Consider the following 13,145-nt stretch of genomic DNA (forward strand, 5'->3'; position numbering starts at 1 on the left):
GAGGAAAACATCCAGGGAGGAGTCTCTCCCTCCCTGCCGCCGGGCTCCGGGTGGGACAGTGGAGTACATGAGCAGCAGCGCGCGTCTGAACGAGCTGGGCGAGTTCCTCAGGGCCCGCAGGGCGGAACTCAGCCCCCGCACCGTCGGACTGCCGGAGAGCGGCGGGCCCCGCAGGGTGCCCGGTCTGCGCCGTGAGGAGGTCGCCCAGCTCGCCGCCATCAGCACCGACTACTACACACGGCTCGAACAGGGACGGATCCGGGCCTCGACCCCCGTCCTGTCCGCGCTGACCCGGGCTCTCCACCTCCAGGACGACCAGCGTGCGTACCTCTTCTCCCTGGCGGGAAAGCCGTCGGCACGCTCTCCCCGGCGGGCCGGGCAGAAGGTCCAGCCGCAGCTGCGGCGGCTGCTCGACGATCTGACGGCGACCCCCGCCATCGTCATGGGCCGGCGCATGGACATTCTCGCCTGGAACGCGCTCGCCGCCGCGATGATCACGGATTTCGCACGGATACCGGAAAAGCAGCGCAATTATGTCCGGCTCATTTTCACGGACCCGGCCATGCGCACCCTGTACGCGGACTGGACGACGGTCGCCCGTACGTGTGTCGCCCAACTGCGCATGGAGGCCGCCAAATATCCGGACGACCCGAGGCTCGCCGCCCTCGTCGGTGAGCTGTCGGTGCACGACGAGCAATTCCGCCGGTGGTGGGCGGCGCACGACGTCGCCACGCTGAGCGTGGGCACCAAGTCCCTGCGCCACCCGCTGGCCGGGGAACTCACCCTCGACTGGGACACCCTCACCGCCACCACCGACCCCGACCAGCAACTCGTCATCTGGACCGCCGAGCCCGGCACACCCACCTACGACGGGCTGCGTTTCCTGGCGTCGTGGGCCGCCGGCGACGCGTCGCGCCCCTCCCGCGACGCCTCGGGCTGAGGGGCCGTCAGCGGCGCCGGAGTCGGTGAGCCGTCTCCGCGTCCTTCTGTCAGCGGGCCGGGGTCTCCTCCTGCGAGTCCGGGTTCGGGTGCGGGCGCGGGCGCGGGTTCGTGTCCGGGTTCAACGGGGTGAAGGTGAGGGTGAGGGAGGCGCTCCGCGGGTGCAGCCGGTACTTCGGCAGGACACCCGGCCCGCAGGACGCCGAGCCGAGTCCGTTCTGCGCGAGATCGAGGTTGAGCACGATCGTCCCGCCGGGCTCCAGATCGGTGGTGTGCGCCGCGGCGTCGAGCTGTTCCGAGGTCCAGCGGCGCGCGGTGAAGGCGAAGACGGGTTCGCCGTCGACACGCAGGCCCGCCCCGTCGGCGGATGTCAGCCGCAGCCAGCGCAGATCGACGCGGTTGCCGTTCTCCTGGGGGTGGACGTACGGAGTCTGGAGCGCGTCGACGGTGCTGCTGAAACGGCCGATCCGGGCGGCCTGGCGGCTGTCGGCGTACGCCTCGCCCGGTCCGCGCCCGAACCACTCGGCCCCGCCGAGGTGGCCGGGCAGGGCCATACGCAGCCCCAGCCTGGGCAGCGTGCACGGCCACGTGCCCTCGGGCTCGACCTCCAGGCGCAGTCGCAGACGCTGCCGGTCGGCGCTCCAGTGGTAGTCGGCCCGCATCCCGAAGCCGTGACCGGCCGGGGCGACCCGGGTGCGAACGACGAGGGCGTCGCCGAGGAGGTCGACGCCCGCGAGCCGGTGCTGCAGACGGTGCAGTCCGGCGGCCCGCCATCGTGTCTCGTCGGGATCGGCCGAGCCGCGGTCGTTGTCGGTGGGGGCGCGCCACAGGTCGAGCCGTGGTCCCTCGACCAACAGGTCACCGAGCGCGGTCAGCCGGCCGGTCGCGCGGTCGAACACACCGGGTCCCAGGCGCAGTTCGGTCTCCGTCAGCTCCGGGGCCGCGCCGGCGGCCGGGGCGGCGGGGGACGGCCGCGGAGTGACGGGGCCCTGGCCCCGGGCGACGACATGCCCGGCCGGTGCCCAGCGGGTGCCGGCGGCGAGTGCGGCCCGTACGGTGAGCCAGCTCTCCGCACCGGTGGCGGATCGTCCGGGCGGGCCGGTCAGGTCCGGCAGGGGCAGCTCGGTGGCGGCGCCGGGGGCGAGTGGCGGCACGGTCAGGGCGCCGTGCGCGATCTCGACGCCTTCCTCCTCCAGCGTCCAGGAGAAGTCGAGATGGGCCGTCGACGCGCTGTCGTAGTGGCTGGTGACGCGGAGTGTGCCGTCGGCGAGCGTGATCCGCACCGGTTCGAAGACCTTCGCGAACTCGGCGAGGGCGGGTGACGGTGTGCGGTCGGGGTGGACGACCCCGTCGATCACGAAGGTGCCGTCGTGCAGGGACTCGCCGAAGTCCCCGCCGTACGCGAAGTGGGCGCGCCCCGCCGGGTCGTGCCGGACCAGGCCGTGGTCGAGCCATTCCCATACGAATCCGCCCTGGCAGCGCGGGTGTCGTTCGAACAGCTCGCGGTACTCCAGCAGGCCACCCGGCCCGTTGCCCATCGCATGGGCGAACTCGCACAGGACGAAGGGCAGTTCGCGGAGCCGTTCGGGCCCTTCGAGGCCCTGTCCGATGCGGTCCACCTCGTCGTGGCCGGCGTACATCCGGCTGTGGACGTCGGTGTAGGAGCAGTCGGCGTCACCCTCGTAGTGCAGTGGCCGGGTGGGGTCGCGCCGGTGGGCCCATTCGGCGGCGGCGGCCAGATTGCGGCCGGTGCCCGCCTCGTTGCCGAGGGACCAGAGGACGATGGAGGGGTGGTTCTTGTCCCGCTCGACCATGCGGCGCATCCGGTCCAGACAGGCGTCCGCCCACCGGGGGTCGTCGCTCGGATTGCCCTGCCAGCCGAGTTCGATGAAGCCGTGCGTCTCCAGGTCGTTCTCGTCGATGACCCACAGGCCGTACTCGTCGCACAGGTCCAGGAAAGCGGGGTCGGGCGGGTAGTGGCTGGTGCGGACGGCGTTGACGTTGTGCCGCTTCATGAGCTCGATGTCGGCGACGACGGACTCGCGCGGCACGACGCGTCCCGACCCGGGGTGGAATTCATGGCGGTTGACGCCGCGGAAGACGATCCGGCGGCCGTTCACCTTGAGGAGGCCGTCCTCGACGGTGACGGTGCGGAAGCCGACGCGTACGGGGACGCGTTCGGTGCCGGTGTGGACCTCGCCCTCGTACAGGCGGGGTTCCTCGGCGCTCCACGGCTCCACGTCCGCCACCTCCGCCGCCCGTCCGGCGGGCAGGGCGGTGATCGCCAGTTCCGGGACGGTGAGGAGTACGCCGCTGTCGGCGTCGAGGCGGAGCGTGCCCCGTGCGGTGAGATGGTCGTAACCGGCGTGGATCGTGAAGTCCCGTACACCGCCCGCCGGACGGGCGAGCAGGGTGACGTCCCGGAAGATGCCGGACAGCCACCACATGTCCTGGTCCTCCAAGTAGCTTCCGGCGGACCACTGGTGGACGCGTACGGCGAGCAGATTGCCGCGCGGGCGCAGCAGTCGGCCCACCTCGAACTCGGTGGGGAGTCTGCTGCCCTTGGTGACGCCCAGTTCGACGCCGTTGAGCCAGACGCGCCCGCAGGAGTCGATGCCGTCGAAGCGCAGCAGGGCCGGCTGGTCGGGCCAGTCGGCGGGCAGGTCGAAGACCAGCCGGTGGTCACCGGTGGGGTTCTCGGTCGGCACATGGGGCGGGTCGACGGGGAAGGGGTAGCGGACGTTGGTGTAGGCGGGCCTTCCGTGTCCGTTCAGCTGCCAGTGGCCGGGGACGGGGACGGCGTCCCAGTGCCGGTCGTCGAAGTCGTCCCGTTCGATGCCTTCCGGGGCCGCCCCGGCGGTCGGCGAGAGCAGGAACCGCCACTCGCCGTTGAGACTCAGCGCGGGGGCGTCGGAGCGGAAGGCGGCGCGGGGTGCCGACGAGCCGTGACCCGGGGCGGGATCTTCGACGTACGAGGAGGGCAATGGATTCCCTTCAGCCCTGGAGGACGCCGGCGGCGATGTTCGCGCCGCCTCGATGCTTCCGCGCCGCGCCGGCCCCGCACACCGGGACCGCGGGGACCGCGCCCGGCGCCGCGCGGACGTCCGAGTATGCCCCGGCCGGGCGCGGCGGCGCGACGGTGTACGGCGCCCGGACCGTCCGGGACGGCGGACCGCCGTCCCGGCGGTCGGTCCGTCAGCGGGCGAGGAGTTCGAGCGTGTCGATCAGGCGGTTCGAGAAGCCCCACTCGTTGTCGTACCAGGCGACCACCTTGATGTGACGGCCGTCGACACGGGTGAGAGCCGAGTCGAAGATCGCCGAGGCCGGGTTGCCGGTGATGTCGGAGGAGACGAGTGCGTCGTCGGAGTATTCGAGGATGCCGGCGAGCTGTCCCTCGGCCGCGGTGCGGTAGGCCGTCAGCACGTCGTCGCGTGTCACGTCGCGGGCGACGGTCGTGTTGAGTTCGACGATCGAGCCCACCGGGACGGGTACGCGGATCGAGTCGCCGGACAGCTTGCCGTCGAGGTTCGGCAGCACGAGGCCGATCGCCCTGGCGGCGCCGGTCGTGGTCGGCACGATGTTGACCGCGGCGGCGCGGGCGCGGCGGGCGTCGCGGTGGGGGGCGTCCTGGAGGTTCTGCTCCTGGGTGTAGGCGTGCACCGTCGTCATGAAGCCGTGTTCGATACCGGCGAGGTCGTCGAGGACCGCGGCCAGTGGCGCGAGCGCGTTGGTCGTGCACGAGGCGTTCGAGACGATCGTGTGCGCGTCCGGGTCGTACGCCCCGGTGTTGACCCCGTACGCGACCGTGGCGTCGGCGCCGGCCGACGGAGCGCTGACGAGGACCTTCCTCGCGCCCGCCGCGAGGTGGGCGCGGGCGGCGTCGGCCGAGGTGAAGCGGCCGGTCGACTCCAGGACGATGTCGACGCCGAGTGCGGCCCACGGGAGCCGCGCCGGGTCGCGCTCCGCGAGCACGGCGATGCGGCGCCCGTCCACGACGAGGGCGTCCTCCTCGGCGATGACCGGGCGGCCGAGCCGTCCGGCGGTCGTGTCGAAGGCGAGCAGCCGGGCGAGGGCGGCCGGCTCCGTGAGGTCGTTGACGGCGACGATGTCGAGGTCGCTGTCGCGTTCCAGCAGGACGCGCAGCGCGTTGCGTCCGATGCGGCCGAATCCGTTGATGGCGATGCGAGTCATGAGTGGTGTCCCTTCGTCTCCCCACCAGGCTGACGCGCGGCGCCCACCCGTGACGGCGGCGTGAACGCCATGGTTCGCAAGGATCGTGCCAACGGCGGGCCGGGCCCGGGCTACTCGCCCCGGGTGAAGGTCCGCCGGTACGCGCTCGGTGTGGTGCCGAGGGTGCGCTGGAAGTGCGTCCGCAGGTTCGCGCCGGTGCCGAGACCGACGTCGGTGGCGATCTGCTCGACGCCGCGCTCCGAACGCTCCAGCAACTCCCTGGCCATGTCGACGCGGGCGCGCATGACCCACTGCATCGGCGTGTACCCGGTGTCCTCGACGAAGCGCCGCGAGAACGTGCGCGGTGACACCGCCGCGTGCCGGGCGAGCGCCTTGAGGGTGAGCGGCTCGGCGAGCCGGCGCAGCGCCCACTCGCGGGTGGCCGCGAACCGCTCGCCGAGGGGTTCGGGCACCCGGCGCGGTACGTACTGGGCCTGGCCGCCGCTGCGGTACGGGGCGGCGACCAGCCGGCGTGCCGCGTGGTTGGACGCGGCCACCCCGAGGTCGGAGCGGAGGATGTGCAGGCACAGGTCGATGCCGGAGGCGGCGCCGGCCGATGTCAGCACGCTGCCCTCGTCGACGAAGAGCACGTTCTCGTCGACCCGGATGAGCGGGTGCCTGGCCGCGAGGGCCCGTGTGTAGTGCCAGTGCGTCGTGGCGCGTCTGCCGTCGAGCAGGCCCGTGGCGGCGAGCGCGAAGGCGCCGGTCGAGATGGCTGCGAGCCGGGCGCCGCCGCGGTGGGCGGCGATCAGCGCGTCGACGACCGCGGGCGGCGGTTCGTCGCGGTCCGGGAACCGGTAGCCGGGGATGAAGACGATGTCGGCCCACGCCAGCGCGTCGAGGCCGTGGGCGACGAGATAGGACAGCCCGTCACCGCCGGCCACCGGACCGGGCGCCGCGCCGCACACCCGCACCTCGTACGGCATGCTCTCGCGGGTCGTGAACACCTGGGCGGGGATGCCCACGTCGAGCGGTTTCGCGCCTTCCAGCACGAGGACGGCGGCGCGGCGGGGGTGGTGGTCCGGCACGGGCACAGGGTACGGGCCGGGTCAGCCGAGGAAGCTGAGCCGCACTCGCCGCTCGGGGTTGTCGACGTTCGTGTCGACCAGGCAGACGGACTGCCAGGTGCCCAGTTCCAGGCGGCCGTCGATCACCGGGAGGGTCGCGTGGGGCGGGACCAGGGCCGGCAGGACGTGGTCGCGGCCGTGGCCCGGGGAGCCGTGGCGGTGCTGCCAGCGGTCGTCGGCCGGGAGAAGGGTGTGCAGCGCGGCGAGCAGGTCGTCGTCGCTGCCCGCGCCCGTCTCGATGACGGCCACCCCGGCGGTGGCGTGCGGGACGAAGACGTGGAGGAGGCCGTCGCGGCCGGGCGCGGTCTCGCGGAGGAACTGCTCGCACAGATGGGTCAGGTCGGTCACCGCCTCGTCGGTGCCGGTGGGGATGTTCACGGTCCTGGTGGTGAAGGCGTCGGGCATGGGTCCCATCCTGCCGCGCCGGAGGTGTGTCCGCGTGCGGGATGATCCGGCGGCTCCCGGATGTTGGTAGAAACGTGAACGACTTCGGGGTGGCAGGGACGGGTCCGGCGGCGGAGTCCGGCGTGGCGGCCGGCAGGCGCGGGGCGGCCGGGAGGCGCGGGGCGGCTGAGGCGGTCACCGTGGCGGAGACCGGTGGGCCACGGGACGTGGACGTCGTGGTCGTCGGCGCGGGGCAGGCGGGCCTGTCGAGCGCCTACCATCTGCGGCGCTCCGGGCTGGTGGCCGACCGGGACTTCGTCACCCTCGACCACTCGCCCCGGCCGGGCGGCGCCTGGCAGTTCCGGTGGCCCTCGCTCACGTACGGGAAGGTCCACGGGATGCACGCGCTGCCGGGCATGGAGCTGACCGGCGCCGACGGGTCGCGGCCTTCGTCCGAGGTCGTCGGGGGCTATTTCACCGCGTACGAGGAGCGGTTCGGCCTGCGGGTCCGCCGGCCCGTGGATGTCTCGGCGGTCCGTGAGGGCGAGGGCGGGCGGCTGCGAGTCGAGACGTCGGACGGTGTGTGGTCGGCGCGGGCGCTGATCAACGCCACGGGCACCTGGGACCGGCCCTTCTGGCCGCGCTACCCGGGGCAGGAGACCTTCCGGGGCCACCAGTGGCACACGGCGGGCTATCCGGGGCCCGGCGCGTTCGCCGGGCTGCGGGTGGTCGTCGTCGGTGGCGGGGCCTCGGGGACACAGCATCTGATGGAGATCGCGGACGTGGCCGCGGAGACGACATGGGTCACGCGCAGACCGCCGGTCTTCCGGGAGGGGCCGTTCGGCGAGGAGCAGGGGCGGGCGGCCGTCGCGCTGGTGGAGGAGCGGGTACGGGCGGGGCTGGCGCCGCGGAGCGTGGTGTCGGTGACCGGGCTGCCGCTGACCGAGGCGGTCGAGCGCGCGCGTGCGCGGGGTGTGCTGGACCGGCTGCCGATGTTCGACCGGATCACCCCGTCGGGGGTGGCCTGGGACGACGGCCGGCGCGTCGAGGCCGACGTGATCCTCTGGGCCACCGGTTTCCGCCCGGCGATCGACCATCTGGCGCCGCTGCGGCTGCGCGAGCCGGGTGGCGGGATCCGGGTCGAGTCCACGCGTGCGGTACGGGACGAGCGCGTCCATCTGGTCGGGTACGGGCCTTCGGCGTCGACGATCGGCGCCAACCGGGCGGGGCGGGCGGCCGTGCGCGAGATCCGGGCACTGCTGGCGCGCCAACCGGTGCTCGTCCCCTGACCGTTGGGGATGGCCCCGACGGTTGGGGACGCGGGGACGGCCCCGGCGCCGGCGCTCAGCCCGTCGCGGCGGCGCTCCTGTTCGCGTTGAACTCCGCCACGTTGCGCTCGTGTTCCGCGTAGTCGGCGGTGAAGCGGGTGTCCCCCGGCGCCACGGTCACGAAGTAGAGCCAGTCGCCCGTCGTCGGGTTGATCGCCGCGTTCATCGCCTCCTCCCCCGGATTGCCGATGGGTGTGGGCGGCAGGCCCTTGAACTCGTAGGTGTTGTACGGGCTCGCGGTCTTCGTCTCGGAGTGCGTGGTGTCCAGTGTGCTGCGGTTCAGCGCGTAGTTGAGGGTCGAGTCCATCTGGAGCGGCATGCCCTTGGCCAGCCGGTTGTGCACGACGCGCGCCACCCGGCCCATGTCGTCGGACGTGTCGGCCTCGGCCTGGACGATGCTGGCGATCGTCACGGTCTGATAGACGCTCACGCCGTTGCGCCGGGCGCCGGCGGTGACGTGGTCGGCGCCGAAGCGCTCACGGGCGGTGTCGACCATGTAGCCGAGCAGGCCGGCCGGGGTCGCGCCGGTCCCGACCGGATAGGTGGCCGGGAAGAGGTAGCCCTCGGGGTTGCGCCGGGCGGCGCCGGGGAGTTCGAGCCGGGCCGCGGTCGCGGCCTTCGCGGTGGTGCCGGACTCGACGTCGAGGGCCTTGTCGACGGAGGCGTACACCTGGGTGGCCCGCCGCCCCTCGGGAACGAGCAGCGACACGGTCGTCTGCTTCTGGGCGGGTGGCTCCCCGCTCAGTACCAGCAGCAGCGGCACGAGTACCGCCGTGGCGACGGCCACGGCCGCGCTCACGATCAGGACCAGTCGGCCCCGGTGGGTCAGCCGGGGCCTGCGCTTGGACGGGGCGCGTGAGGGCTCGTTCTTCATATGAGTACGCTAACCCGGACAAAGTGCTTATTCCGGCACCTCGAACGGGGCGACGGGCGGGCGCGTATCCACGCCGCAGCGCGCCGGGGCCGCTCGCCGGGGCCGCGCGTCCGACGGTGCGTCAGGCGCTCACACGTGCGTCCGCATCCGGCGCCACTGCCGTCGGCGGCGTCGACAGGGCCCCGTCCCTGCGGACGAGCGCCGCGTACCGCCCGTCGCGTTCGATCAGCTCCTGGTGCGTGCCGCGCTCGGCGATCCGCCCCGCGTCCAGGACGACGATCTGGTCGGCGTCGCGCACCGTCGAGAGCCGGTGGGCGATGGTGATGGTCGTACGGCCCTCGGAGAGTGCGTCGATGGCCTGCTGGACCGCGTGTTCGGTACGGGTGTCGAGCGCGCTGGTCGCCTCGTCGAGCACGAGGACGGGCGGGTCGCGCAGGATGGTGCGGGCGATCGCGAGACGCTGCTTCTCGCCGCCGGAGAATCGGTAACCGCGCTCGCCGACCAGCGTGTCGTACCCGTCGGGCAGGGACGCGATGTGGTCGTGGATCTGCGCGGCCCTGGCCGCCGTCTCGATCTCCTCGTCCGTCGCGTCCGGCTTCGCGAAGCGGAGGTTCTCGGCGACCGAGGCGTGGAAGAGATACGTCTCCTGCGACACGACGCCGACCGCGCGGGCGAGCGTCTCGAAGGTCAGGTCGCGCACGTCCACCCCGTCGAGCAGGACCCGGCCGCCCGTCACGTCGTAGAGCCGCGGCACGAGATGGCTGAGGGTCGACTTGCCCGAACCCGTGGGGCCCACGACGGCGAGACTGCCGCCCGCGGGGACGGTCAGGTCGATGCCGTGGAGGGTGTGCCCGTCCTTCTCGTCGTAGCTGAAGTCGACTCCGTCGAAGCGCACTTCACCCCGGACTCCGCCGAGCGCGACCGGCTTCACGGGCTCGGTGATGTCGACGGGCAGGTCGAGGTATTCGAAGATGCGCTGGAAGAGCGCGAGCGACGTCTGCATCTGCACACCGGTGGCGAGCAGGCTCACGGCGGGGCGGAAGAGACCCTGCTGGAGGGAGACGAAGGCGACGAGCGTACCGATGGATACGGCCGTGCCGCCGGACTGGAGGACGAAACCCGCCGCCCAGTAGATGACGGCGGGCATGGCCGCCATGACGATGCCGATGACGGACATCCGCCACCGCCCCGCCATGTTCGACCGCACCTCCAGGTCGACGAGCCGCTCGGACTCCTCGGCGAAGGACTTGGTGAGCGAGTCGGCGCGTCCCATCGTGCGGCCGAGGAGGATGCCGCTCACCGAGAGCGACTCCGTGACCGTGGCGGCCATCGTGGCCATCTGTCTCTGCCGTTGCAGGGTGATTCTCTTGCGCTCACGTCCGACGCGGCGGCTGATCCAGACGAACACCGGCAGCAGGAGCAGCGAGACGACGGTCAGCCGCCAGTCCAGCGCGAGCATCGCGACGACGGTGGCGATGACGGCGGTGAGGTTGGAGACCAGCGAGGTGGCGGTCGAGGTGACCGTCGCCTGCATGCCGCCGATGTCGTTGGCGATCCGGGACTGGACCTCGCCGGTGCGGGTGCGGGTGAAGAACGCGAGCGGCATGCGCTGCAGCTGCGCGTAGACGGCCGTCCGCAGGTCGTGCATCACGCGCTGGCCGACCGTCGTGGAGATGAGGGTCTGGACGACGCCGAAGACGCTGCTGAGCACGGCGGTGAGGATCATGCCGAGGGCCAGCAGGCTGAGCAGCCCGGTGCGGCCCTGCGGGATGGCGGTGTCGAGGATCTCGCGCAGCATGAAGGGCGAGGCGACGGCCACGAGGGAGGAGGCACCGACGAGCAGGCCGACGACCGCGAGCCTGCCCCGGTAGGGACGGAAGAGACGGAAGATACGGCGCACCTGCGCGGGCGGCTCGGGCAGCGACGGATCCAGGGGCGTGGCCGAGGGCTTCCAGGTCGACAGTTCGGACTTCATGGGCTCCTTCGAGGGATTCGACAAGTGCGGAGAGGGCTTTGAGGAGCATAGCTCACTGTTACCTGGGTTCACAATGAATTAGGTCCTGATATTGTTCCGCCATGACCACCCCCGACGCCGACGGCCTGCTGGCCGAACAGCTCCTGAGGTTGACCCGCCGGCTCCACCGCGTCCAGAAGCGCTATCTGGAGCCGATCGGCATCACTCCCGCGCAGTCGCGCCTGCTGCGCACGGTCGCCTTCTACGACAGCCCGCCGCGGATGGCGGATCTCGCCGAGCGCCTGGAAGTGGTGCCCCGCGCGGTGACGAGCCTGGTCGACGGTCTGGAGACGAGCGGCTGCGTGCGCCGGGCGCCGGACCCGACCAACCGCCGGGTGATCCGGATCGAGCTCACGGAGACCGGCCGGGGTGTGCTGCGGGCGCTGCGCGACGCGCGCAGGTCGGCCGCCGAGGACATCCTCGCGCCGCTGACGGCGGACCAGCGCGACGTGCTCGGGGTGCTGCTGTCGGCGCTCGTGGGCGGGCCGGTCGACGGGGTGCCGGAGCGGCGCTGCTGAGGCGCCGCCGGGGCGTCTCGGGCCACCGCTCCCCAGAGGCGTCGCGACGCGCGCCTCGGGCGCGTTCCGAGGAGCTGACGGGTCGGTTCGAAGAGTCCAAGGGTCCGTTCGAAGAGTCCAAACAGGACCCTTGCGTACCACCAGCCCCAACTACCAAGGTCCTTGCCGAGGTTCCATTCCGCCGCGCACGTCAGCTCCTTTGGAGGCTTCATGAACGACGCAGCACCGCAGAACCCCGGCAGTGAGCGGGACAGCGACAACGGCGGCTCGGTGAGCCGCCGTTCCGCTCTCCGGACGACGGCCGGCGCCGCCGGCGCCGGTCTCGGGCTGACCGCACTGGGCAGCGGCACGGCCGCCGCCGCACAGCCCGCCCAGGCCCCCACGACCGCCGCCGCGCAAGCGGCCCCCGGGAGCGCCGAGCCCGCCGTCCCCCCGCGCCAGGGCCGCACGATGGCCGGGGTGCCCTTCGAGGGACGCTCGACGGTACGCGTCGGCATCATCGGCCTCGGCAACCGCGGCGGCAGCATGATCGACCTGTTCCTCGCGGTGCCGGGCGTCCGGGTGGTCGCCCTCTGCGACCCGGTGCGGGACAAGGCACGGGCAGCCGCGGCCAAGGTCGTCGCGGCCGGGCAGCCGGCGCCCGCCCTCTACACGAAGGACGAGCACGACTACGAGCAGCTCTGCGCGCGGGGCGACATCGACTTCGTCTACGTGGCCACTCCGTGGGACTCCCACTTCGAGATGGCGAGGGCCGCGATGCTGGCCGGCAAGCACGTCGGCGTGGAGTGTCCCATCGCGATGCGCCTCGACGAGCTGTGGAAGCTGGTCGACCTCTCCGAACGCACCCGGCGCCACTGCATGCAGCTGGAGAACTGCGCGTACGGCAAGAACGAGATGCGTGTCCTGCGGATGGCGCACGCGGGCCTGTTCGGCGATCTGCTGCACGGCGCCGGCGCGTACAACCACGATCTGCGCGGTCTGATGTTCGACCCGGACTACTACGAAGGCCCCTGGCGCCGGCTGTGGCACACCCGGCTGCGCGGCGACCTCTATCCGAACCACGGCTTCGGACCCGTCGCCAACTACCTGGACATCAACCGCGGTGACCGCGCCGTCAGCATCACCAGCATGGGCACGCCCGCGCTCGGCCTCGCCCAGTACCGCGAGGAGCACATGCCGCCGGGCGACCCGAGCTGGAAGGAGACGTACGTCAGCAGCGACCGGACGATCAGTCTCGTGCGGACGGCGAAGGGCCGGGTCGTCCGGCTGGAGCACGACGTCTCGACTCCGCATCCCTACAGCCGGATCAACAGCCTCGGCGGTACCAGAGGCGTCTTCGAGGACTATCCCGAGCGCATCTACATCGAGCCGGACCACACGGACGACCAGTGGGGCGACTTCGGCGCGTACGCCGAGTGGGACCACTGGCTGTGGAAGGAGCACGCGAATCCGCCTGGCGGGCACGGCGGGATGGACTACATCATGGTCTTCCGGCTGATGCAGTGCGTCCGGCTCGGCCTGGTCCCCGACTTCGACGTGTACGACGCGGCGACCTGGACCGCGCCCGTCCCGCTGAGCCACGCGTCCATCAAGGCGAACGGCGCGCCGCAGCCGATCCCGGACTTCACTCGCGGCGAGTGGAGGAAGTCCCGGCCCGGCACGGACTCCGAGAAACCGCCGGAGTAGCCCGAGCGGTCCGGGGGGGGGGGGGGGGGGGGGGGGGGGGGGGGGGGGGGGGGGGGGGGGGGGGGGGGGGGGGGGGGGGGGGGGGGGGGGGGGGGGGGGGGGGGG

Annotated in this window: 10 protein-coding genes; 4 read left to right on the plus strand and 6 right to left on the minus strand. The window is 72.5% G+C overall.

What is annotated here, in order from left to right; translation table 11 throughout:
- The first annotated feature begins 67 nt into the window (after nt 1-67).
- The gene (locus ACZ61E_RS06110; protein WP_469697943.1) at nt 68-940 is read left to right on the plus strand and encodes a helix-turn-helix domain-containing protein; all 873 of its coding nucleotides are present in this window, start codon (nt 68-70) and stop codon (nt 938-940) included.
- A 49-nt stretch (nt 941-989) separates the two neighbouring features.
- On the opposite strand, the gene ACZ61E_RS06115 is transcribed toward ACZ61E_RS06110, so the two are convergent.
- The 4 genes from ACZ61E_RS06115 to ACZ61E_RS06130 form a co-directional block, all read right to left on the minus strand.
- Nucleotides 990-3,923: a glycoside hydrolase family 2 TIM barrel-domain containing protein gene (locus ACZ61E_RS06115; RefSeq protein WP_469697945.1), complete on the minus strand. Its 2,934-nt coding sequence runs from the start codon at nt 3,921-3,923 to the stop codon at nt 990-992.
- A 211-nt stretch (nt 3,924-4,134) separates the two neighbouring features.
- Nucleotides 4,135-5,130, minus strand: coding sequence for a type I glyceraldehyde-3-phosphate dehydrogenase (gene gap / locus ACZ61E_RS06120; RefSeq protein ID WP_469697947.1), 996 nt, complete (start codon nt 5,128-5,130; stop codon nt 4,135-4,137).
- A 110-nt stretch (nt 5,131-5,240) separates the two neighbouring features.
- Nucleotides 5,241-6,197 carry a GlxA family transcriptional regulator gene (locus tag ACZ61E_RS06125; protein ID WP_469697949.1) on the minus strand — a complete coding sequence of 319 codons (957 nt, stop codon included), beginning with the start codon at nt 6,195-6,197 and terminating at the stop codon, nt 5,241-5,243.
- 21 nt (nt 6,198-6,218) lie between these two features.
- On the minus strand, nt 6,219-6,641 hold the full coding sequence (locus ACZ61E_RS06130; protein WP_469697951.1) for a YjbQ family protein: 423 nt from the start codon (nt 6,639-6,641) through the stop codon (nt 6,219-6,221).
- 179 nt (nt 6,642-6,820) lie between these two features.
- Between ACZ61E_RS06130 and ACZ61E_RS06135 the strand changes: the two genes are divergently transcribed.
- The gene (locus tag ACZ61E_RS06135; RefSeq protein ID WP_469697952.1) at nt 6,821-7,909 is read left to right on the plus strand and encodes an NAD(P)-binding domain-containing protein; all 1,089 of its coding nucleotides are present in this window, start codon (nt 6,821-6,823) and stop codon (nt 7,907-7,909) included.
- A 55-nt stretch (nt 7,910-7,964) separates the two neighbouring features.
- Here ACZ61E_RS06135 and mltG read toward each other — a convergent pair whose 3' ends face one another.
- Both mltG and ACZ61E_RS06145 read right to left on the minus strand, forming a co-directional pair.
- On the minus strand, nt 7,965-8,822 hold the full coding sequence (gene mltG / locus ACZ61E_RS06140; RefSeq protein WP_469697954.1) for an endolytic transglycosylase MltG: 858 nt from the start codon (nt 8,820-8,822) through the stop codon (nt 7,965-7,967).
- A gap of 121 nt (nt 8,823-8,943) precedes the next feature.
- Nucleotides 8,944-10,797, minus strand: a complete 1,854-nt coding sequence (locus ACZ61E_RS06145) for an ABC transporter ATP-binding protein (protein ID WP_469697956.1) — start codon at nt 10,795-10,797, stop codon at nt 8,944-8,946.
- 101 nt (nt 10,798-10,898) lie between these two features.
- On the opposite strand from ACZ61E_RS06145, the gene ACZ61E_RS06150 reads away from it, so the two are divergent.
- Together ACZ61E_RS06150 and ACZ61E_RS06155 are read left to right on the plus strand one after the other, a co-directional pair.
- The gene (locus ACZ61E_RS06150; RefSeq protein ID WP_147875833.1) at nt 10,899-11,354 is read left to right on the plus strand and encodes a MarR family winged helix-turn-helix transcriptional regulator; all 456 of its coding nucleotides are present in this window, start codon (nt 10,899-10,901) and stop codon (nt 11,352-11,354) included.
- Between the two features lie 210 nt (nt 11,355-11,564).
- Nucleotides 11,565-13,040, plus strand: a complete 1,476-nt coding sequence (locus ACZ61E_RS06155; RefSeq protein ID WP_469697958.1) for a Gfo/Idh/MocA family protein — start codon at nt 11,565-11,567, stop codon at nt 13,038-13,040.
- Nucleotides 13,041-13,145: the final 105 nt, after the last annotated feature.

Source organism: Streptomyces sp. NPDC104581, assembly GCF_055583685.1.